19 protein-coding genes are annotated in these 22,260 nt (G+C 50.6%); all 19 read left to right on the top strand.

The annotated features are described in order from the left end of the window. Nucleotides 1–28 precede the first annotated feature (28 nt). The 19 genes from ACYVIY_RS23300 to ACYVIY_RS23210 all read left to right on the top strand — a co-directional run bounded on the left by ACYVIY_RS23300 (nt 29) and on the right by ACYVIY_RS23210 (nt 22,252). The gene (locus tag ACYVIY_RS23300) at nt 29–1,156 is read left to right on the top strand and encodes an esterase (RefSeq protein ID WP_460978842.1); all 1,128 of its coding nucleotides are present in this window, start codon (nt 29–31) and stop codon (nt 1,154–1,156) included. A 57-nt stretch (nt 1,157–1,213) separates the two neighbouring features. Beyond that, nucleotides 1,214–2,377: an alpha/beta hydrolase-fold protein gene (locus tag ACYVIY_RS23295; protein WP_460978841.1), complete on the top strand. Its 1,164-nt coding sequence runs from the start codon at nt 1,214–1,216 to the stop codon at nt 2,375–2,377. Nucleotides 2,378–2,389: 12 nt separating this feature from the next. Next, a complete protein-coding gene (locus tag ACYVIY_RS23290; RefSeq protein ID WP_460978840.1) occupies nt 2,390–3,469 on the top strand; it encodes an alpha/beta hydrolase in 1,080 nt (359 codons plus the stop codon). A gap of 68 nt (nt 3,470–3,537) precedes the next feature. Further along, a complete protein-coding gene (locus tag ACYVIY_RS23285; protein WP_460978839.1) occupies nt 3,538–4,656 on the top strand; it encodes an alpha/beta hydrolase-fold protein in 1,119 nt (372 codons plus the stop codon). A gap of 138 nt (nt 4,657–4,794) precedes the next feature. After that, nucleotides 4,795–6,045, top strand: coding sequence for a glycosyl hydrolase family 8 (locus ACYVIY_RS23280; protein ID WP_460978837.1), 1,251 nt, complete (start codon nt 4,795–4,797; stop codon nt 6,043–6,045). Between the two features lie 22 nt (nt 6,046–6,067). After that, nucleotides 6,068–7,219, top strand: coding sequence for an alpha/beta hydrolase-fold protein (locus ACYVIY_RS23275; RefSeq protein ID WP_460978835.1), 1,152 nt, complete (start codon nt 6,068–6,070; stop codon nt 7,217–7,219). Nucleotides 7,220–7,261: 42 nt separating this feature from the next. Then, nucleotides 7,262–9,187 (top strand): alpha/beta hydrolase-fold protein, encoded by a 1,926-nt coding sequence (locus ACYVIY_RS23270; protein ID WP_460978834.1) that lies wholly within the window; start codon nt 7,262–7,264, stop codon nt 9,185–9,187. Between the two features lie 68 nt (nt 9,188–9,255). Continuing rightward, the gene (locus ACYVIY_RS23265) at nt 9,256–10,368 is read left to right on the top strand and encodes an endo-1,4-beta-xylanase (RefSeq protein WP_460978832.1); all 1,113 of its coding nucleotides are present in this window, start codon (nt 9,256–9,258) and stop codon (nt 10,366–10,368) included. A gap of 99 nt (nt 10,369–10,467) precedes the next feature. Then, nucleotides 10,468–11,520 carry a glycoside hydrolase family 43 protein gene (locus ACYVIY_RS23260; protein WP_460978831.1) on the top strand — a complete coding sequence of 351 codons (1,053 nt, stop codon included), beginning with the start codon at nt 10,468–10,470 and terminating at the stop codon, nt 11,518–11,520. Between the two features lie 120 nt (nt 11,521–11,640). Continuing rightward, nucleotides 11,641–14,160 (top strand): glycosyl hydrolase 115 family protein, encoded by a 2,520-nt coding sequence (locus ACYVIY_RS23255; protein WP_460978829.1) that lies wholly within the window; start codon nt 11,641–11,643, stop codon nt 14,158–14,160. Nucleotides 14,161–14,694: 534 nt separating this feature from the next. Continuing rightward, entirely contained in the window at nt 14,695–16,155 is a 1,461-nt protein-coding gene (locus ACYVIY_RS23250; RefSeq protein WP_460978827.1) for a tyrosine-type recombinase/integrase, read from the top strand. Between the two features lie 24 nt (nt 16,156–16,179). Further along, a complete protein-coding gene (locus tag ACYVIY_RS23245) occupies nt 16,180–17,505 on the top strand; it encodes a hypothetical protein (RefSeq protein ID WP_460978826.1) in 1,326 nt (441 codons plus the stop codon). A gap of 97 nt (nt 17,506–17,602) precedes the next feature. Continuing rightward, the gene (locus ACYVIY_RS23240; protein ID WP_460978825.1) at nt 17,603–17,890 is read left to right on the top strand and encodes a helix-turn-helix domain-containing protein; all 288 of its coding nucleotides are present in this window, start codon (nt 17,603–17,605) and stop codon (nt 17,888–17,890) included. Next, on the top strand, nt 17,883–18,320 hold the full coding sequence (locus tag ACYVIY_RS23235) for a VRR-NUC domain-containing protein (RefSeq protein WP_460978824.1): 438 nt from the start codon (nt 17,883–17,885) through the stop codon (nt 18,318–18,320). The genes ACYVIY_RS23240 and ACYVIY_RS23235 overlap by 8 nt, the downstream gene beginning before the upstream one ends. 58 nt (nt 18,321–18,378) lie before the next feature. Next, the gene (locus tag ACYVIY_RS23230; RefSeq protein ID WP_460978823.1) at nt 18,379–19,626 is read left to right on the top strand and encodes an AAA family ATPase; all 1,248 of its coding nucleotides are present in this window, start codon (nt 18,379–18,381) and stop codon (nt 19,624–19,626) included. Nucleotides 19,627–19,730: 104 nt separating this feature from the next. Continuing rightward, nucleotides 19,731–20,954 (top strand): hypothetical protein, encoded by a 1,224-nt coding sequence (locus ACYVIY_RS23225; RefSeq protein WP_460978822.1) that lies wholly within the window; start codon nt 19,731–19,733, stop codon nt 20,952–20,954. Next, nucleotides 20,887–21,444 (top strand): HNH endonuclease, encoded by a 558-nt coding sequence (locus tag ACYVIY_RS23220; protein ID WP_460978821.1) that lies wholly within the window; start codon nt 20,887–20,889, stop codon nt 21,442–21,444. The genes ACYVIY_RS23225 and ACYVIY_RS23220 overlap by 68 nt, the downstream gene beginning before the upstream one ends. Nucleotides 21,445–21,668: 224 nt before the next feature. After that, on the top strand, nt 21,669–21,953 hold the full coding sequence (locus ACYVIY_RS23215) for a hypothetical protein (protein ID WP_460978820.1): 285 nt from the start codon (nt 21,669–21,671) through the stop codon (nt 21,951–21,953). A 2-nt stretch (nt 21,954–21,955) separates the two neighbouring features. Next, nucleotides 21,956–22,252 carry a hypothetical protein gene (locus ACYVIY_RS23210; RefSeq protein ID WP_460978819.1) on the top strand — a complete coding sequence of 99 codons (297 nt, stop codon included), beginning with the start codon at nt 21,956–21,958 and terminating at the stop codon, nt 22,250–22,252. The last annotated feature ends 8 nt before the right edge of the window (nt 22,253–22,260 follow it).

Here is a 22,260-nt window from a genome sequence, read left to right as displayed (position 1 = left end):
CACACTAACACCTAAACCATAACTAATTATGAACAAACAATTAATCCGCCGAATATGGCTTGCCGGTGCCCTCTTCGGTCTGCTTGGTGTGGCAACGGCCCAGCCGCCCGGCGGACCAACGGTGGTATCGCCACAGGTTAATGCCGACAATTCGGTCACGTTTCGTTTACTGGCCCCGGCTGCCAAAGACGTAAAGTTGAACGCCCAGTTTGAGAAGTCTCCCGTCGCCATGACCAAAGATGCGCAGGGTGTCTGGAGCGTAACGACAGGCCCCGTCAAGCCCGATATGTATCCGTACAGCTTCCAGGTCGATGGCATTTCGGTAGCTGACCCCAAAAACTCAGCCATTTTCCCAAACGAAGGCTTTCAGAACAGCCTGGTCGAAATAACGGGTGCTACCCCACTGGTACATACCATTCAGAACGTACCGCACGGCACCGTGTCTTATCGCATGTATAGCTCCGCCGAACTTGGGCAGCGGCCCGTGGTCGTGTACACGCCACCGGGCTATGAAACGGATACCAAAACAATGTACCCTGTCTTATATCTACTACATGGCACAACGGACCTGGAAGAAACCTGGACCAAAGTGGGCCGGGCCAACATCATTCTGGACAACCTGATTGCGCAGGGGAAAGCCAAACCCATGATTATCGTGATGCCTTACGGACGAGCGTATCCAGTCATCAGTAAATCGTCGGGGAGCCTCCGTAACTGGGATAATCTACAGGAGTTCAAGAAAGATTTTATGGGTAATCTGATGCCATTTGTCGAGAAAAATTACCGCGTAAAGAAAGATAAAGACAGCCGCGCTATTGCCGGTTTTTCGGGCGGAGGTGGGGAGACGCTCTATCTGGGCCTGAACAATCCCGACCTGTTTAGCTGGGTTTGCGGCTTTGCACCGGGTATGCTGAAAGAAGAGTTTGACCGTAACAACGCTACCGCTTTTGCCAACCCCACTCAGACCAATCAACGGCTAAAACTCTTCTGGATCGGTGTCGGTAAAGAGGATATGCTGTATCCGGTTATCAACGACTATCTGAAGGTGCTCGATGAAAAGAAAATCAAGCACGAAACCCTGATCTCGGACGGTGGCCATACCTGGATGAATTGTAAACTCTATCTTTCAACGATCGCCCAGAAGTTGTTCCGGTAAATCATTGCCTATCCCTAAACCTGACACTGTCACTAGTGTCATCATCCATTCAACACCATGATTACAAAAACACGTACACGCTTATTGTTCCTCTGGGCAATACTACTCGCACACGGCCTGATACTGGCCCAACCACCCCGTGGTCCGCTGGTGGTGTCACCCCAGGTGAACGCCGATAAGTCCGTTACGTTCCGCTATCTGGCTCCGCAGGCAAAAGCCGTAGAATTGAGCGCGCAGTTCGAGAAAGGACCCGTTGCCATGACCAAAGATGCGCAGGGAATCTGGAGCGTAACGACAGGTCCAGTTAAACCCGACATCTACCCCTACAGCTTCCGGGTGGATGGCGTAACGGTCATGGACCCCGCCAACGTAGCGTTCTTCCCCAACGAGCGGTTCAAAGCCAGCCTGGTCGATGTGCCCGGCAATACACCCTTGATTCACGCCATGCGCGACGTACCCCACGGCTCTATTAACTACGAGTATTATCCGTCAATTGAAGGAACCACGGGTTCGCTGGTGGTCTATACCCCACCCGGTTACGACCAGTCAGCGTCGAAGAAGTACCCGGTCTATTACCTCATCAGCGGTACGACCGATACCGAAGAAACCTTCTTTAAAGTCGGCAAAACCAACCTGATTCTGGACAATCTGATTGCGGAAGGTAAAGCCAAGCCCATGATCATCGTGATGCCCTACGGCAACATAGCCGCGCGGATAGCCGAGCAAAAAGGCGGTAGTAAGCCCGCCGACCCGACCGTGCGCGATGGGGCCGATGCCGTGAAACGAGCTAATGATTTCACGACTGATTTGGTCAGTAACGTCATTCCTTACATCGAGAAAAGCTACCGGGCTATTCCGGGTCGGGACAACCGGGCTATCGGTGGCTTTTCGCGCGGGGGTGGGCAAACGCTCCGCACGGCCTTCAACCACATGGACAAGTTTGCGTGGGTGTGCGCGTATAGTTCGTACCTGTCGCCCCAGGAGATGGATGGCAATTTCAGCCAGATTGTGGCTAAGCCCGAACAGACCAACAAGCAGCTTAAATTACTGTGGGTGAGCGTGGGGAGTGATGATTTTCTGTACAAAGGCACCGTGGAGTTCATGGACTACCTAAAGGCGAAGAAGGTGAACTTCAAAAGCCTGATTACCGACGGGGGCCACACCTGGATGAACGTAAAAACGTACGTTGCCGCCACGACGCCCCTGCTATTCCAACAATAAACGCCTTCTTCCATGAACCGCATTACATACCTCATAGCCATCTTCACCGTAGTGGCGTTATCGGCCCGGGCGCAACAGCGGCCACCGGCCATCAGCTCGCCCGATGTGCACCCTGACCATAGTATCACGTTCCGGTATTTTTCCCGAAACGCGAAGAAAGTAACGCTGAGCGGTGAGTTCCTGAAAGCGCCCGTTGCCATGACCAAAGATACGTCGGGCATCTGGAGCGTAACCGTGCCTCCTGTTAAACCGGACATTTATCCGTACAGCTTCCAGGTCGATAGCGTGCAGATGGCCGACCCGAGCAACACCTACATTTTCGCCAACGAACGCTTTAAACGCAGCATCGTCGACATTCCTGGCGATCAGCCGCTGGTGCATTCGCTTCAGAACGTACCACACGGCAAAATCAGCTACCGCTATTACAAATCGGGTACGCTGGGCACAACCCGGCAGTTGCTGGTGTACACTCCACCGGGCTTCAACCCGAATGGCAAAACCAAATACCCGGTGCTGTACCTGATTCACGGCGGCTCCGACACCGAAGAAACCTGGACCAAAGTTGGCCGCGCCAACCTGATTGCCGACAACCTGATTGCCCAGGGCAAGGCGAAACCGATGCTGATTGTGATGCCCTACGGCAATGTCCGCCCGGCTCCCATGCCTGATTTCACGAAAGACATGGCGAACGACATCATCCCGTTCGTTGAAGCTAACTACCCGGTCATTAAAGAACCCAAAGGCCGGGCCGTAGCGGGCTTCTCGGTGGGGGGCGGACAGACGCTGAACATTGGCTTTACGCACATCGATAAGTTTGCTTACATCTGTTCGTACGCGCCCTTCACGGCGACCGAAGAGTTTCAGAAGAACTTCACAAACTGGTCGCCGGACGCCAACAAGATCAATAACCAACTGAAGCTATTTACCATCAGCGTAGGCACCGAAGACTTTCTGTATGAGCCGGTGAAAAAGAACATAGCCATGTTTGAAGAGAAGAAAATCCGGACGAAAAGCTATATCGTTCCCGGCGGACATACGTGGATGAACTGCAAGCAATATCTGGCAACCACCTTACAGGAGATATTCAAGTAAAGACGCAATACGTTACGTCCCTAGGAAGTCATCTTTTTCAATTCTCAAATTTTAAACCCTTAACAAAAATGATTCGTAATGCATTAGCGGCTCTGTCCGCTGTCGCTCTCACCAGTGTAGCCTGTTTAGGGCAGGCCAGTCAGCCAGCTATCGCCGAGGATTTCAAACCATCTACCCTCAACCAGCCGGGGCAGGAATACCCGCAGGTCAATTCACAGGGTTACGCCCGATTCCGGATAAAGGCTCCCCTGGCCGATAGTGTTCGGGTAAGTCTGGGGCTAGGAGGCCGCGGAGGGACCATCCTTACTAAAGGAGACGACGGATTCTGGAACGGGACTACGGCGGGGCCAATGGACGAAGGTTTTCACTATTACAACGTAACGATCGACGGCGGGAAGTTCAATGATCCCGGTGCCAAGAATTACTACGGTTCGATTCGGTGGGAAAGTGGCATCGAAATACCCGCCCATGACCAGGATTTTTACGCTCTGAAAGACGTACCCCACGGCCATGTCCAGCAGGTGCTTTTCCCGTCAAAAAGTACGGGTACCCCACGCCGGGCGTTCGTGTATACGCCACCGGGCTACGAGAAAGAGAAGTCGAAAAAATATCCGGTGCTTTATTTACAACATGGCTGGGGTGAAGACGAAACGGCCTGGAGTAATCAGGGACACGCAAACCTGATTATGGATAACCTCATTGCCGAGGGTAAAAGCAAGCCTTTTATCATTGTGATGACCTACGGGATGACCAACGAAGTGAAATTTGGTAAAATCCGGGAGTTCAAAATTGACCCATTCCAGACGGTGCTGGTCGATGAACTGATTCCGTACGTGGATGCCAATTTCCGCACGCTGAATAACCGGGACAACCGGGCTATGGCCGGGCTGTCGATGGGCGGTATGGAAACCAAAATGATTACGCTTAACAAGCCGGAAACATTTGGATATTACGGTCTCCTCAGCGGGGGTGTCTACGCGCCGGAAGACCTCAACGGCAAGGCCAAACCGAAGCTGGTTTTCATTAGCTGCGGCAGCAAGGAACGGCCCGATGGCGTGAAAAAATCAGCTGCTGATCTGAAGGCCGCCGGATATAATGCCGTTTCATACGTTTCCGAGAACACCGCCCACGAATTCCAGACCTGGCGTCGCAGCCTGCATGAGCTTGCCCCTTTGCTGTTTAAGTAAGGACGTTTTTGTCATCCCGACGTCAGGATGGATCTTCGGTAGCTGGTTTTAGCCTAGTCCGAAGATCCCTCCTGACGTCGGGATGACAAAAAACACAATTCAACCGGTATCATGGTACGATCATTACGAACGAAACGAATGAGTACGCTCAGTTTGTGGCTGATGCTTGCTGTGTTTTGTAGCAGTCAGATTACGGTTTTCGGGCAAAGCAAAAAGACAAATCAGCCTGCCTACCGAAATCTGTTTCGGGAAGCGGGCTATAAACAGGCCGACATCGACGCGAAAGTGGCGAAAGCCTATCATGACATCTTTGAAGGACCGAACAAAGTCTATTTCGAGGTAGGTGATACTATGGCCTACGTATCGGATGTCAAAAACAAAGATGCCCGAACTGAAGGCCTTTCGTACGGAATGATGGTCGCCGTGCAGCTCGACAAGAAAGACGTATTTGACCGCATCTGGCGCTGGTCGAAAAAGTACCTGCAACACCAGAGCGGTCCGCGCGAAGCCTACTTTGCCTGGAGCATCAACCCCCAGACGATGAAGAAGAATGCGGAAGGGTCGGCTTCGGATGGGGAGTTGTACTACATCACCAGCCTGTTATTTGCCGCTAACAAATGGGGCAACAATACCGGCATAAATTATTACGGTGAAGCCCGGCGGATTCTGGATGCGATGTGGAAGAAAGACGGAACCGGCAACATTTATAACCTCATCAATACTGAACACAAGCAGATTACGTTTGTCCCCGAAGGCGGCATGTACAACTGGACTGACCCGTCGTACCATTTGCCCGCTTTCTATGAGGTTTGGGCCTTGTATGCCAAAGACGGCCATGAACAGTTCTATAAAGAATGTGCCGATACGTCGCGGGTGTTTCTGCACCGGGCCTGCCATCCGGTAACAGGCCTCAATGCCGACTATACTGAGTTCAGTGGCAAACCTCACGACACCCGTTGGTCGCCATCGGCCTTTCGCTACGACTCGTGGCGCGTACCGATGAACGTTTCAATGGATTACGTCTGGTACGGTAAAGACAAAGCCTGGCAGGAGGATTACGCCAAACGCTTTCAAAACTTTCTTCGCTCAAAGGGGATGGACACCTACGAGGATCAGTTCAACCTCGACGGTTCCCGGCCAGAATTTATTCTAAAGGCCGGGCCGGTAAAAAAGCTTCGGCATTCGATTGGGCTGGTGTCTACCTCGGCTACGCTGTCGCTTGTCAACAAAGAGAAGAACAGTCTCGACTTTGTGCATGCCTTATGGAAAGCAAAACTGGAGCCGTTCGAGGATGGCTATTTTGATCCGTACTACGATGGGCTGATGTATTTATTTGGGCTCATGCACCTGAGCGGGAAGTATCAGATCATTACCCCGCAGTCCCGTTAACTAACCCAATACCAACCTTTTCATGAAAACACTAATCACGTTGATTGCCTGGGCTGCGCTGCTGACAGGTAGCGTTCAGGCCCAGGACGCGGGCGTACCGGCATCGACCAATATTCCAGGGCAGAAATACCCGCAGATTCTGCCTGACAACCGCGTCATGTTTCGGGTGAAAGCCCCGGAAGCACAGAAAGTACAGATGGATCTGGGCCGGAAGTATGATATGGTGAAAGACACGGCCGGTTTCTGGACCGCAACCACCGACCCCATCGTGGAGGGCTTCCACTATTACTCCCTGATCATCGACGGTGTTCCGGTTTGTGACCCATCGAGTCAGACCTTTTATGGCATGGGCCGGATGGCCAGCGGCATCGACATCCCAGATAAGGACATGGAGTATTACCAGCCCAAAAATGTGCCGCATGGTCAGGTGCGCTCAGTCAGTTACTATTCCGATATGACTAAAGCCTGGCGCCGAGCCAACGTGTACACCCCGCCCGGTTACGACGAAAACCCGAAAAAGCGGTACCCAGTGCTTTACCTACAGCACGGATCGGGCGAAGACGAAACCGGCTGGCCTGGTCAGGGTAAGATGAATTTCATCCTCGATAACCTGATTGCGGAGGGAAAAGCGACACCGATGATCGTCGTAATGGAACGCGGTTATGCCACCGACCCCACCAAACCTGCCAGTACAACCGTCAGCGGTCCGGCTAGCATGAACAGCAATGTGTTCCCCGAGGTGCTGGTGAAGGAAGTCGTGCCGATGATTGACAAATCGTTCCGTACACTGACTGACCGCGATAACCGGGCCATGGCGGGACTATCGATGGGTGGTTTCCAGACCTTCCAGACAACCATGACCAACCTTGATAAATTTGCGTACATCGGTGGGTTCAGCGGAGCGGGGCGTCTGCAACCAGGTGCCGACATCAAACAGGCCTACAACGGAGCCTGGGCCGATGCCGACGCGTTCAACAAGAAAATGAAAGTAGTGTACGTGAGCATTGGTACGAAAGAACCCGAGCGAATGTACACCGGCGTGAAAGGGTTTCATGAAGCCCTGGAAAAAGCGGGTATCAAACACGTGTATTATGAGTCGCCGGGTACGTCGCACGAGTGGCAGACCTGGCGTCGGTCGCTGCGCCAGTACGCCAGCCTGATTTTCAAGAAATGAATCTTTGGTGGTCTAAATGGGCTACCAGTCAATCTAAAAAGTATGAAACGACTCTTTATACTAGCGACAGTGCTCGGCATTTTCTGCGGTAGCAGTTACGCTCAACCCGCCGACAAAGAAGCACCCAAAGGCTTCGACCAGGTCCGTACCGGTATCGCTACGGGTAAACTCGATTCGGTCCAGTACGACTCCAAAACCGTAGGCACCAGACGGAAAGCATTGGTGTACACGCCACCGGGTTACTCCAAAAAGAAAAAATACCCGGTCCTGTATCTGCTTCACGGTATCGGGGGCGATGAAAAAGAATGGCTCAAAGGCGGCAGCCCGCAGGTCATTCTGGACAACCTCTACGCCGACAAAAAGCTGGAGCCGATGATTGTAGTGATGCCCAACGGCCGGGCCATGAAAGACGACCGCGCCGTTGGCAACATCTTCGACCGTGAGAAAGTGGAAGCGTTTGCTACGTTCGAAAAAGACCTTCTCAACGATTTGATTCCGTTCGTCGAGAAGAAGTATTCGACCCTGACCGACCGTGAACACCGCGCTGTTGCCGGACTATCGATGGGTGGCGGACAATCGCTGAACTTCGGACTCGGCAATCTGGATCGGTTTGCCTGGGTGGGTGGTTTCTCGTCGGCCCCGAACACGAAAGCCCCGCAGGAACTGGTGCCCAACCCCGAAGACGCGAAGAAGAAACTGAAACTGCTTTGGATTTCGTGCGGTGACGCCGACGGCCTGATTACGTTCAGCAAGCGCACGCACGATTACCTGTATGAAAACAACGTACCGCACATCTACTACGTTGAGCCGGGCGGCCACGATTTCAAGGTATGGAAAAACGGGTTGTACATGTTCTCGCAGTTTCTCTTCAAACCGGTCGACAACGCATCGCTGACCAAGTATACGGTTCTGGGAACACCCGCAGCCACGAACATACGTAACGCGAAGTACCCGCAGGTTTTACCCGACAACCGGGTTGTGTTTCGGGTAAAAGCGCCGGATGCCAAGAAGGTGCAGATTGACCTGGGCAAGAAATACGATATGGTGAAAGACACGGCCGGTTTCTGGAACGTTACGACCGATTCCATCAGCCGCGGTTTTCACTATTACTCGCTGCTCATCGACGGTGTAGCGCTTGTCGACCCCGCCAGTGAAACCTTCTACGGCATGGGCCGAATGGCCAGCGGTATCGAAATTCCAGATCGGGAAAGTGGTTTCTATGCCATGCGCGACGTACCCCACGGCGATATTCGCATCAAACGCTACCTGTCGAAAGCCTCGAACACCTGGCGGGAGATGTACGTCTATACGCCACCGGGCTACGACAAATCGACCGAGAAATATCCGGTGCTGTATCTGCTGCACGGCGGGGGCGAAGACCAGCGCGGTTGGTCCACCCAGGGCCGTACCGATCTCATTCTGGACAACCTCATCGCCGAGAAAAAAGCCAAGCCGATGGTAATTGTGATGCTCGACGGCAACATGAACATGCCCGGCGGCCTGGCCGGATTCAACGAGAACGTACTGAAGGCCTTTGAAAACGAACTCAAGCAGGGGGCCATCCCCTTCGTGGAAAGCAATTTTCGGGTGGAAACCGACGCAAAAAATCGGGCGCTCGCGGGCCTGTCGATGGGTGGGTTACAGACGCTCTACGCCGGTATCAAGAACTCGAATATGTTTTCCTCGCTGGGTGTGTTCAGTTCGGGCTGGTTTGCCAACAACCCCAAACTCACCGACCCGCAGTATGCCTTCATGAAAGACAATGCCAGTACCATTAACAGCAATCTGAAAAACTTCTGGATTTCGATGGGGGGCAAGGAAGACATCGCTTACCAGAACTGTCAGGTGATGATGAAAAAATTCGACGAGATGGGTGTCAAGTATGCCTACAGCGAATATGCCGGTGGGCACACCTGGCCCGTCTGGCGGCACGATCTGATGATGTTTAGCCAGGTGCTGTTTAAATAAAAGACCAACAAACCTGTAAGGTCTCTCAGACCTTGCAGGTTTTATTATCACTCAACCTGCATACCCGTATGTTATCACACAAAAAAGTCATTTTGCTAAGTGCGGTTGCTTCTTTTTTGGCCAGCCTGACGTTGCCAGATAGCACTTTCGCCCAGAACATCCCTTCGCTGAAAGACACCTTCAAGAAAGACTTCGGCATCGGTACGTCGCTGAATATGTCCCAGTCCGACGAAAAAGACCCGCAGATGACCGAATTCATTGTGCGCCAGTTCAACATGGTCACACCCGAAAACATCATGAAATCCGGGCCTATTCATCCAAAATGGGATACCTATAACTTCGAGCCGGCCGACAGGCTCGTTGCGTTCGGAAAAAAGCATAATATCAAAATCAACGGGCATACGCTGGTCTGGCATAGTCAGCTACCGCCATTTATTCGCGGGATAAAAAGCTCCGATTCCATCCGCACATTCTTTACCGAGCACATCAAAACCGTTGCCGGACGTTACAAGGGAAAGGTGTTTTCGTGGGACGTTGTTAACGAAGCACTCAATGAAGATGGCACGATGCGAAAGTCCGTATTTCTGCAACACCTTGGCGACAATTTCGTAACTGAAGCTTTCCGTCTGGCGCAGCAGGCCGATCCTAACGCTGAACTGTATTACAACGATTACAATAATGAGCAACCGGCCAAGCGCGCGGGCTGCCTGGCCCTCGTGAAAAAGATCAAGGATGCTGGGGTTCGAATTGATGGGGTAGGCATTCAGGGACACTGGCACCTAGGCAAAGTTCCTCTAAAAGACATTGAGGAAAGTATCCTTCAGTATTCGGCGCTGGGTCTGAAGGTGATGTTTACGGAACTCGACATTGAAGTGCTGCCCCGCAACTTCCAAGGGGCCGAGGTAAGCCAGCGAATGACTGCCAATGCCGAATCGAATCCGTATCCTAACGGCCTGCCTGACTCAGTTCAGCAACAGTTAGCCGCCGATTACGAAGCGCTGTTTAACCTGTTTCTTAAGCACAAGGATAAGGTCACCCGCGTTACGTTCTGGGGCGTCAACGACGGCGACAGTTGGCTGAACAACTGGCCTATTCGGGGAAGAACCAGCTACCCGCTGTTGTTCGACCGAAATAATCAGCCTAAGCCAGCATTTTATAAAGTAGTTGCGCTAAAGAAGTAAGGTCTGAGTGACTATTTTTACCAAGTGTTGACGCATTCGTTTACCCGGCGTGCTGTTTGTGACACTCCGAATTTTTAATCGCCTGTAAATCAAAACCTGATGCAACGAACTTACAAAACTCTTGCCTTGGCAGCCTTGATCGGTTGCTCATTGACCACATTCGCGCAAACCAACGGCAACAAAACGCCAAAAGATAAGCCGCTGGTATCGCATATTTACACGGCCGACCCGTCGGCTCACGTCTTTAACGGCAAAATATACATCTACCCATCGCACGACATTGACGCCAAGAATGTCAAAGAGGATGATGAAGGTGGTCATTTCGCCATGCGTGACTACCACGTTCTGTCGATGGATAAAATCGGCGGCCCTGTAAAAGATAATGGTGTAGCACTCGATATTAAAGACATTCCCTGGGCAGGACGCCAACTATGGGCACCCGATGCTACGTTCAAAAATGGTACGTATTACCTCTATTTCCCGGTCAAGGACAAGCAGGATGTCTTTCGCATTGGCGTAGCGACCAGCAAAAGCCCAACGGGTCCCTTCAAAGCTGAACCGAAACCAATTGAAGGCAGCTACAGCATCGACCCTACCGTGTTTCAGGATACCGATGGCAAGGCGTATCTCTACTTCGGTGGCATCTGGGGTGGTCAGTTACAGCGGTGGGACGGTAATAAATACAACCCCAAAGGCGCTCTGAAACAGAAAAATGAAGTCGCTTACCAACCTCGCATTGCCCGACTGAGCGCTGATCTGAAATCGTTCGCGGAGCCGGTTCGGGAGGTGAAACTTCTGGATAAGAATGGCAAACCATTTCTGGAAAAGGATAACGACAAACGGTTTTTTGAAGCCGCCTGGCTACATAAATACAAAGGCAAATACTATTTCTCGTATTCGACCGGCGATACACACAACCTTTGCTACGCCATTGGCGATAATCCATACGGCCCTTTTACCTACCAGGGAGTATTGCTGAAACCCGTGCTTGGCTGGACCAATCACCATTCCATTGTACAGGTGGGAAACAAGTGGTATCTGTTCTATCACGACGTAGAACTCTCCGGAAAAACGCATCTACGTAACGTGAAAGTGACGGAGTTGACATATAACCCAGACGGTACCATTAAAACGATTGACGCGTATAAATAAGCAACTCTTACGAGCGACTCCCCGGTCCCCCTTCTCTCTGAGAGGGTGCCGGGGAGTCGCTCGTTACGGTGAGGAGCCAGCATACAGGCAAAAGCCAACAAGTAATAATCTAATCAGAAAATGAAAGTAACCCTGATTGCTACGTTAGTTGTACTCGTTTCGTTTACGTCAGGCTGGGCGCAGAGCATTCTTGCGGATAAGTCCTCGTTTGCCATTACTACCGCAGTAATTTATGTAGATAGCAGCGAACCGGAACTCGTAAAAACAGCGGCAGCGCTCCTCCAGCACGATATTGAACAGGTAACTGGCAAAAAGATACCCATCGTTTCGGCAATCGATCAAATCTGGAAAAATGTGATTGGGATCGGTACACTCCCGCAGTCTTCCTTTCTCAAACAGCTGACTTCCCAGAAAAAAATCGACCCGACTATCATTCGTGGACAATGGGAAGCTTCGTTAATTCAAGCGGTCAGTAACCCAATAAAAGGCGTAGCGAATGCACTGGTCATCGCCGGAAACGACCGGCGGGGAGCGGCTTATGGTGTCTTCGAGTTGTCGAAACAAATTGGCGTTTCGCCCTGGTACTGGTGGGCCGACGTACCCATCACGAAGAAAGCAGAGCTGTACATCAAGAGCGGAGTTACCATCACGGATGCGCCAAAAGTAAAATACCGCGGCTTGTTTATTAACGACGAAGCACCGGCCCTTTCCGGCTGGACCAAAGAAAAATTCGGTGGGTTCAACCACAAATTCTACGAGAAGTTTTTTGAGTTGGTCATCCGGCTAAAAGGCAACTACGTATGGCCAGCTATGTGGGGCAACGCTTTTTATGCCGATGACTCCCTGAACATAAGAGCGGCTGATGCGTATGGCGTTGTCATTGGCACCTCACACCACGAACCCCTCATGCGGGCGCATGACGAATGGAGACGCGTTGGTGGTGGTCAATGGAACTACGAAACCAACAAAGAAAAACTGCAGCAATTCTGGCGGGACGGTATCAAAAGAGCGACCAATGAAAAGATCGTCAGCGTCGGTATGCGGGGGGACGGAGACGCCCCCATGTCGAGAGAAACCGCCACGTCGCTCCTGGAACGTATCGTCGCCGATCAACGCGACATTATCAGCGACGTAACAGGCAAACCCGCGCCCGAAACCCCGCAGTTATGGGCGTTGTACAAAGAGGTACAGGATTATTACGACAAAGGAATGCGGGTACCCGACGACGTAACGCTGCTGCTTTCCGACGATAACTGGGGGAATCTGCGGAAACTGCCGAGGCTCGATGAGAAACCGCGTAAGGGAGGATATGGCATTTATTACCACTTCGACTACGTTGGTGGCCCCCGCAATTACAAATGGCTCAACACCAACCCGCTGCCCCGAATCTGGGAGCAGATGCATTTAGCCTGGGAATATAAGGTCCGGAACATCTGGATTGTGAATGTAGGCGACATCAAGCCCATGGAGTTCCCGATTTCCTTCTTTCTGGACTATGCCTGGAATCCTGAAAAAATCGACGCGGATGAGCTGATGACTTACTCAGAAAACTGGGCGGCCGCTCAATTTGGTAAACCGCATGCCAAAGACATTGCTTTCCTGCTCGCCAAATACGGCAAATACAATTCCCGACGCAAACCCGAACTGCTGGATGCCAATACGTATAGTCTGGCCACAGGCGAATGGGAAACGGTAGTCAACGACTACACGAACCTGCGGAAAAAAGCCGAAGCGATAAATAACGTATTACCCGAAGCTTATAAAGATGCCTATTTCCAGTTAGTTTTACATCCGATAAAAGCCTGTGCAAATCTGAACGCAATGTATTACTACGCAGCGCTGAACAGGCAGGCACATCGCAATCGATGGAAGGAAACTAACCGCTACGCTGATAAAGTAAACGAGTTATATGGCAACGATTCATTGATTACGGAGCAATACCACCGGCTGAACAACGGCAAGTGGAATCACATGATGAGTCAGACGCACATCGGGTATACGTACTGGCAGCAGCCGAACCGGCAAAAAATGCCCCTCGTACAGTACCTGCCAGCCGACTCAGTCATGGCGACAGCGGGCAAAGCCACTCCCCTGCCCACTGTCAAATCCGGTATTTCCATCAGCGCTGAGCGATATACCAGCGTTGTAAACACCAACGGTATCAAGTGGAACGTACTACCGGATCATGGCAGAACCGGATCGGCCATAACTCCGTTTCCGGTAACCGCGAGTGAGCAAAAGCCCGGCGGAAATTCGCCCCATATCCAATACGACGTCGTTACGGATCACAAGGGCGAGTTTACAATCAATGCGTATTTCTCGCCTACCTTAAACCTGTTCAGGGATGAAAATGGCCTGCAATACGCTATCTCGGTAGACGATGAACAACCGCAGATCATCAGTTTGAACAAAGAAGACAAGACCAGCGACAGAGGTATCTGGAACAAGTGGGTATCTGAGAATATCATTATCAAATCGTCTACCCACAGAATTACCAAACCCGGAAAACATACCCTAAAATTCTGGATGGTAAACCCCGGTGTCGTTCTGCAAAAAATGGTACTGGATTTTGGTGGCCTGGAGAGAACCTATCTTGGCCTAGCATACACAGTTGAACCAGTTTCTACAAACCAGAAGTAAACGCGGAGAGCCGTTTCAACCAACGAAGTCAGAAGCCGACTCTATTTCCTCAACCTGATTTACCCCGGTGTCACCTTTTGAAGAAATAACCACCGGGCAAACCAAACCGGGACTTGACCTCCCGATGCGCCTGCCCATCCTGATGAGAAATCGGGCAGGACGAAAAAAAAGCACTTACAAAATATTTGTAAGTGCTTTTTTTATGAGCCAGTGGAGGGATTCGAACGGCAGCGGTCCCGGCGGGGAACCGCGACCGTCCCCGACGCACATACGCATCCTGATCGCAAATCAGGCGAAATCAACCACATAAAAAAAGCATCTCGTTGTTGGACGAGATGCTTTGTAACTTGAGCCAGTGGAGGGATTCGAACCCCCGACGCGCTTGCGCATCCTGATTACAAATCATAAAAAACGTACTATCTCTATTACTTGTATATCTATTGAATTTTACCTAAGTCTCTGTTTATTAGTAAATTAACGAGAACTATCTTATCGGTTCTTATTGCTGTTACGCGTTGATTATGTATATTTGTATTGCAAGTTGTATTGCAACTAACGGCCGACTTGCAATACAAGATGAGCAACGTAACGGCAAATCTGTTCCTCGATAAACGCGCCAGCAAACACGGTTTAGGCGTTGTAAAATGGCTTGTTTGTCTTGATCGTAAGCAGCGCCTGTTCAGCACCGGCCGCAAGATCACACTTGCCGAATGGGAGTTCTTACAAGCCAGCAAAAGCAAGTTAGACAACCGGATTAAGGATGAACAAAAAATTCGGCTCTGGCATGAGTGCTACGGCGAAACCTACCGGGACGAAATAACCGGCCAGCCACAAACCAGCTACCTAAAGCGGGCGCAGGTCGTCATTGGTCAGTTAGGTGACCGTTTTACCTTCGATGCCTTTGCCGATGCCCTTGCCAACTATGGTAAGGTGAAAGAAGTACCGGCCGAACAAACCGACGTAATAGCCGCGCTACTGACTAAAGCGGCCACCATGAAGAAAGCTGACCGCGTTGGTAATGCCGAATTGTTCGACCTATCGGCAAAATCCCTACGGCGGTTTGTTGATTCATTCACCGATCAGGAACGTAAAGAGTTTCTGAACATACCCTTAACCCGTCGTAAGACTACCGGCCCCCACCCGGTTGATGCGTTACGGTTTGAGCACCTTACGCCCGATTTTCTGACGACCTACGAACATTGGATGTTGCATTACGGCAAAACATCCAGAAACAAGCTCAAACCCGACGACGGCAGCCCGGCCAGCCTGACAACCACCGGCATTTACTTACGTCACCTTCGGGCCGTGGTCAATGATGCCATAGAAGCGGGCGTAATGCCCCGTAGTGCTTACCCGTTCGGGCCAAATGGGTACGTTATACCAGCCGGTTCCAATCCTAAGAAAGCCCTGCCTAAATCTGATATTGACAAGATCAAACAATACCAGCCGATGCCCGGCACAATGGAACAGCGTAGCCACGATTTATGGCTGTTTACCTACTATTGCAACGGCATTAACCTAACCGACATCTGCCATTTGACGTGGGCGCAAGTCGATTTGAAGGGGAGTAAACTAACCTTCGTTCGACAAAAGACCAGCCGAACGCGTAAGAATAACCAAACGCAGATTACCGCCCACCTGCGGCCCGAAACGTTCGCTATCATTGATCGTTGGGCTACCAGTGACCGCACCCCCAACAGTTACGTTTTTCCCTTCCTTGCGCCTGGTATGGATGCCCAACGGCGTAAAGATGTGGTGAAGCAAATAACCCTCATTACGAACCGATGGACGCGTAAGATTGCCACACAGTTGGACATTGATACCGACGTGACGACCTACGCAGCCCGGCACTCATTCGCCACTGTCCTGCTGAAGTCTAAAGCGTCACTAGCCTTTATTTCCAAGTCATTAGGTCATACCAACCTTAAAACGACCGAAAGCTATTTAGGCTCATTCGATGATGAAGAAGCTAAAGCATTTCTGAACGCCTTGTAAACCAACCTCAACATCTTAAACGTTATGCGTACTCCTTTTGAAATCCGAGACAATTACGAAAAAGCCCGACATGACGTAACTTATCTAAAGCGATTAGATGAATACGACCTTAACCGGGTTTCGGAGTACGCAGAAAAAGAGTGGATGAGTTGCGTACAACACGCAGCAAATTTTATGGATATGATGGGCGAACAACTTTACTATCCTGAAGAGTACCGCAACGGCCGAGAAGTTGAATATATATTGGAAAGAAATATGGTGAATGCCCAAGAGTGCCAAAGGGTGCGTAATGAAATTAGGCGGCTAAGAGCCTTACAAGTGGCTACACCCGTTCGGTTGAGCAATGCACAAGCTTTAATAATTCCCCAAAATGAGCAGAGCAGTATTGAATTAACTCAAGCTCAAATTAATAACCATATGAGCCGACTGGCCCAAAAACAGGTAGGAGGCTTACCCGCGTGGGAATTATTGGATAAGCTAATTGATGTCCAAAAAACGTATTATTCACCCGATAGGCGTGAGTACATAACTAAACTATACTACGCAATCAAAGACCTGCTTTCTGTGGATTACTATTGTTACCTTAAAACAGTAGCCATAGATGAAGCCAATTACACGGTTACTAAAGTTTACGAACGGAATTACCCGAACCGGGTAGGGACTCCGGAGACTGGAACACCACATACCAGTTCTATAAGTCAAGATTGCTTTAGGACGGAATACGCTGGTAAAACGCTGGAGCAGTTGAATCAAAACATAAAAGCCACCCGCTCAACAAAGCTGGATAAATACGGTGTATTACAGCCAGACGAAAAGAATAGTGTTAGTTGGCTTGTAGAAAATATCATTGATGAAGGGGAAAGCATAGAGCGTAAAATTGATAAGCTATTTGAGCCGGTTATTTATTCGGGATGGGATAAAATAACCTTTGAAGAATTTGTAGAAAAATATCAACCCGCCCCGGCTCCCTCAACACTGCCAGCCAGCTATAAGCTGAAAACCACCAGGTCAAACAGTACCCCCGGCTTTGACACATACATAGTAGAAGAACATCGGGCAATGCTGATGCCATATCTTATCGAGAACTACACCGGCAAAATGCCGAGGAAGATTGTGCCTATGATTTATGCATTAGAAAGTTTAGGAAAATTGAAGTGGAACGTTGACCAAAGTGTTCAAACAGACTTAATTGGTGCATTACAAACAACCTTCGGTAATCAGCTAAAGGATTCAGCACTAAAGACCGCTTTACTTGGATACGACCCAAAATCAAAACAACCTGACCTTGCGAAACAGCAGAAAATAGACCAGCAAAAACAAGCAATAGAAATCCTTTTGAAGCACAAATAGTACTCATATTTGGCTTTTTTTTGGCTTTTAATATTTAGCTAAAAAATCCGGATGGCTCATTATCATTTTTGGCCTGTCAACCAAACGACAGGCTTTTATGTTTACAGAAAACCCATTTGCCACTATAGCGCGGGAATTAGAATTAATCAAGGCGCAGCAGGCCGAAACGCTGCATCTCCTACGCAGTACAACTACCAGCCCGGCTACTACCGACGAAACGCCCGTCAGCACCGACGAAGCGGCCAAACGGTTTGGAATCGCCAAACAGACCCTTTATCAGAACGCTAAGAAAATTAAGCACACTAAGCGGTTTGGTCGGCTGTACTTCTATCCATCCGATCTACGGGCGTACCTGAACGCAGGGGAGGGCGTAGCTAATGAGTAATGCTCTGCAATATCTCAACACCCTGGCCGATCAGCGCAAGGCCGAGCGTTCGCCTAACTTTCCCGCTAAATACATTCCCCGCAGTAAATACAATGACCGGGACGCGAACGGTCTAACCCGTTGTATCGTGGACTACTGCGACCTTTGCGGCCACTTTGCCACCCGGCTACAATCGACCGGAACGTACCGTGCTGACCTGCAAAAGTTCGTAGCCAGTCAGCAACGCGCCGGACTACCCGACGTGTTCGCAGTTGTCGAGGGACGCGCCGTATTTGTCGAGGTGAAAACCGGAGCCGACCGGCTATCTAATGTACAGAAAGAGACGATTGGCGACCTACAAAGCGCCGGAGCATACGTCTACGTGGCTCACTCGTTCCAAGAGTTTTACGACTGGTTTACGGCACAATTCCTTACCCCGCCGTTCGCCTGATTCTACCCACCAAAACGGGCCGATACCCCAAGCACCGACCCGCTTAAAAGCCTTCGTAATGTCTACGGAACAGCACCAGGATAAGACCCGCCCGCCGATCTTCGGTATGACTGATGAGGAATTAGACGCAACAGATAACATTGGTTTTGACGCTGAAGAACCAGCGCAACAGACGACACAGAAAACAACTAGTACAACCGGGCCGGACTATGCCGCAATGGGTGAAGCCTTGCGAATCCGACCCGATGAGGATATACCACCGCCCCCGGTTTGTCTGTCGATTCAACAGGACGGACAAACCAGCACTTTCGGCACTTTGGGTAACTTTTCGGTTCTTATTGGCAAAGCAAAAAGCCGCAAAACCTTTACTACCACTATAGCCTTGGCAGCGGCTCTAAAGCGGGATGTGATTCTAAACCGTTTCGCCGGGACGTTCGATGTCGATAAACAAACGGTGTTGTATTTCGATACGGAACAGGGTCGTTACCATGTCCATAAGGTCGTAAAGCGAATTTGCCGACTTGCCGATCAACCCGCCCCGGCTAACCTATTAGCTTACTCATTGCGATCACTACCGACTGGGCAGCGGTTAGGCTTCATTCAATGGCATATCTATAATACGCCAAATGTCGGGTTAGTGGTCATTGACGGAATCCGGGATACGGTTGTAGATATTAACGACAATGCCGAAGCCACCGAACGAGTAGGCGACCTGCTACGGTGGACTGAGCAGCGGAACATTCATATTCTGACGGTTATCCACATGAACAAAAGCAATGATTCCATACGAGGAAGCATTGGGACGGAACTACAGAACAAAGCTGAAACTGTTGTTTCCGTAGCGGTTGATCCTGTGAATAAAGATGTATCCATCGTAACCGCCGAACTGTGCCGGGATAGGTCATTTGAGCCGTTCGCCTTTTCCATCAATGAGCAGGGGTTGCCCTTCATTGTTGAGGATTGGCAACCCGATCAGCGAACCGCCAGCCGTAAGGGAGCGAAAGCCGACAACTCACCCAAAGCCCCGCGTACCATTACGCCCGGTCAACTGACTACCGAACGGCACGAGGTCATTTTACGACGGGCGTTTGCTGACGTGGAGCCGGACAAATACAATGTGACCTGCCACCGGATCAAAGCAGCGGCCGAATATTTCGGGCATTCGTTTGGCGACAATAAGGCAAAAGAATTTGTGTCCCATTACATTGATACAAAGTGTTTGCTCAAAGTTGGCAAGACCTACGCGCTCAACTTGTCCCCCGTTGAGCAATCTGATTCCGCCCCCGAAGAAATCGGTTTAGTTTAACTGGTTTAATCCCCCTATAAGGGGGGATGATAAACCGCTAAACTGGTTTAAACGCCCTGTCTTAAACTGGTTTAAACTACTTGCTGACTTAAACCACTTGCTCAATGAACAACCAGCAATATCCGGCACAACAACAGTACCGCCCGACCCTGTTAGACGTACCGATCAGCTATTTTAAGTACGATCACCAGCGGGGCAACTTTACCAATGAACCGGCGCAACAGACAACCCTACGGCGTATCGGTAGTACCAAATATTACCGTCCTGTCATTGAACCCATCCGCGCCGAAACCGACCCGATAAGACAGGCTGAGCTAAAGAAGCAGATACCAGCCATTACGCCCGTTGCTCTGCTTCACCACCGGAAACGAGACACCCCCTTTGCCGAACGAATCAGCCAGCAATGGCCGCTGATGATGGGAGACATTGACAAGAAAGACAACCCCGGCGTTAATATGGCCGAACTCAAAACGCACCTTGCCCGATTGCGCTACGTGTTGTTTTGTGGGTACTCAGTACGGGGTGGACTTTGGTTTGTGGTACGTCTGCCAGACCACCAGACCCCCGAATCATTGGCGGCTCATTTCCGCTATCTGCGAAAAGTGTTTAGCCAGATATTCGGCGTTGCACTCGATAGCACCAAAGGCGGCAACCCGACCGACTTACGGTTTGTCTCCTACGATGTCGACCCTTACATCAATGAAAATGCAACAGTGATGGCCGGGACATACACCCCGGCCAAACCTGTACCCCGACCGCTTAATCAGAGCCGTTTTAGTAGGCAAGATGAGGGCGAACTACTACCCCGGCTTGTTCGCTTCACCCAAAACGCCGGAGAGGGACAGCGACACGCTACGCTGCTGAAGGCGGCAAAGTTGGCGGGGGGATTCGTAGCAGCGGGCCGGATTGATGAGCAAACCGCCGTATATGCACTCGAAACCGTAGCGAGTGAATGGCCGATGTTCAGCAAGTCACAAAAAACCATTCGGGACGGTATCCGCTACGGTCTGCAAAAGCCATTGTACCCCACCGGCGGACCGGCCGATACGTCTTGGTCATCCATCGGTGAAAGACGAAAAAGCCAGCGCCGATCGGAGCCGCGCCCGGTCATTGTACCGACCGAGCCGATGCCCGACAAGTGGGAAATGCCCCGCCCACGCTGGATACTGAACGGACGCACCATTTACGGCGACGTATTGATTACCGATCAGTCTACTACCGACGATTATCCGGCCGAATGGGACGAACCGAACAGCCCCGATGCCCGGCCAGCAATCCTGCCAATCATGCTTGCTGATTATCCCCCCCCCCCCCGTAAACCATCCTGATACAATGCCGACCGTAAACAGACCTGTTAGGCCGTGGTTAAAACAGGCCACCAAAAAAGCCGACAGATGGAAGAAGAAACCAACCGGCGACATACCCGTTAACTTTTACCGCCTTGCCAAGTGGCGACGTTTACGGGCCAGTGTGTTAGAACGTCAACCCTTATGCGTTCATTGCAAACAAGAAAGGCGACTAACCTCGGCTACCGTTGTCGACCATATTGTACCGATTCGCTTAGGCGGGGGGCCTTTGGACGAATCGAACCTGATGCCGCTTTGCCAGTCCTGCCACCAGCGTAAGAGCGCAAAGGAACGCCATGAGTGCCCCCCAGGGGTAGGTAAAATCTTGGAAAATGGGCTATTATGTGAACCGCTACCCTGTCGCAAAGAAACGCTGTCAAAATTCAGAAGCAAAAAAATCAGCGCCCCCTGCAAAAACCGCCTTGACGCCCTGGAAACGCCAAAAATGAGCCGAACTAACTCCTTAAATTAGTCAAATTAATTACAAAAATAACTTGAAACAAAGTCAATAAAACCAGAAACAACCACCAAAAAGGCAGCAAAAACAACCTGTTGTTTACATATGAAATTTGTTAAGCCCCCCTTACCTAATTTTGACCGCACACGCACGAGACTGGGTAGCGGTTAACGGAACGAACAAGATTTTGAGATTAAAACTACCCCTCCCCCTTATCTACATTCATCTACTTTAGACCAATGGCACACGGATACAAAACAGGCGGTCGAACGGCCGGAACTCCAAACAAGGTAACCAGCGACATCAAAAGTAAGATTGCCGCCTTAGTGGGTGAGCAGTTCGAAGCGATCACGGCCGACCTGGAGCAGTTGGAGCCGAAAGACCGGGTTACGGTATACCTGAAATTTTTGGAGTACGTGCTACCTAAGCAGCGGGAACAGAAAATAGACGTAAACACCCGTTTAGATTCATTGAACGATGAGCAGCTAAACGCCCTAATTGATGGTATTTTAGCGAGCGAATAGCCGTGAAGAACTTACCCTACATTCGCCTTGAAACCCAAGACCCTCGCCACCGGCAACTGATACAGGCGGCAATCAAAGTCCGTGACACAATGGCTTTAGAATCCCTGCAAGATTGTACCAGCAAACCCATTGAGTACATTACCGGATGGTTTTATTATGAACTGATGAAGTACGGTAACGACGGGTCTGATGCCATTTTGATTTACAGCCCCCAAACCCGCGCCGGTTTATTAAAACTTCTGAAACTGGAAACCAAGTATAAACCTATACCCGAAAACACTTATGATTTTTTAAAGTAGCCAGTACA

This window comes from Spirosoma knui (genome assembly GCF_054780635.1).
The sequence above is the reverse complement of the archived record's forward strand: the minus strand, read 5'-3'. Positions and strand labels throughout refer to the sequence as shown.

Bases quoted from the DNA above. Each gene is read 5' to 3' on its own strand.
- ACYVIY_RS23225 (WP_460978822.1), top strand. From the start codon at position 19,731: ATGAACAACCAGCAATATCCGGCACAACAACAGTACCGCCCGACCCTG.
- ACYVIY_RS23295 (WP_460978841.1), top strand. From the start codon at position 1,214: ATGATTACAAAAACACGTACACGCTTATTGTTCCTCTGGGCAATACTA.
- ACYVIY_RS23290 (WP_460978840.1), top strand. From the start codon at position 2,390: ATGAACCGCATTACATACCTCATAGCCATCTTCACCGTAGTGGCGTTA.
- ACYVIY_RS23245 (WP_460978826.1), top strand. From the start codon at position 16,180: ATGCGTACTCCTTTTGAAATCCGAGACAATTACGAAAAAGCCCGACAT.
- ACYVIY_RS23275 (WP_460978835.1), top strand. From the start codon at position 6,068: ATGAAAACACTAATCACGTTGATTGCCTGGGCTGCGCTGCTGACAGGT.
- ACYVIY_RS23270 (WP_460978834.1), top strand. From the start codon at position 7,262: ATGAAACGACTCTTTATACTAGCGACAGTGCTCGGCATTTTCTGCGGT.
- ACYVIY_RS23255 (WP_460978829.1), top strand. From the start codon at position 11,641: ATGAAAGTAACCCTGATTGCTACGTTAGTTGTACTCGTTTCGTTTACG.
- ACYVIY_RS23285 (WP_460978839.1), top strand. From the start codon at position 3,538: ATGATTCGTAATGCATTAGCGGCTCTGTCCGCTGTCGCTCTCACCAGT.
- ACYVIY_RS23235 (WP_460978824.1), top strand. From the start codon at position 17,883: ATGAGTAATGCTCTGCAATATCTCAACACCCTGGCCGATCAGCGCAAG.
- ACYVIY_RS23260 (WP_460978831.1), top strand. From the start codon at position 10,468: ATGCAACGAACTTACAAAACTCTTGCCTTGGCAGCCTTGATCGGTTGC.
- ACYVIY_RS23300 (WP_460978842.1), top strand. From the start codon at position 29: ATGAACAAACAATTAATCCGCCGAATATGGCTTGCCGGTGCCCTCTTC.
- ACYVIY_RS23280 (WP_460978837.1), top strand. From the start codon at position 4,795: ATGAGTACGCTCAGTTTGTGGCTGATGCTTGCTGTGTTTTGTAGCAGT.
- ACYVIY_RS23230 (WP_460978823.1), top strand. From the start codon at position 18,379: ATGTCTACGGAACAGCACCAGGATAAGACCCGCCCGCCGATCTTCGGT.
- ACYVIY_RS23220 (WP_460978821.1), top strand. From the start codon at position 20,887: ATGCCCGGCCAGCAATCCTGCCAATCATGCTTGCTGATTATCCCCCCC.
- ACYVIY_RS23265 (WP_460978832.1), top strand. From the start codon at position 9,256: ATGTTATCACACAAAAAAGTCATTTTGCTAAGTGCGGTTGCTTCTTTT.
- ACYVIY_RS23215 (WP_460978820.1), top strand. From the start codon at position 21,669: ATGGCACACGGATACAAAACAGGCGGTCGAACGGCCGGAACTCCAAAC.
- ACYVIY_RS23240 (WP_460978825.1), top strand. From the start codon at position 17,603: ATGTTTACAGAAAACCCATTTGCCACTATAGCGCGGGAATTAGAATTA.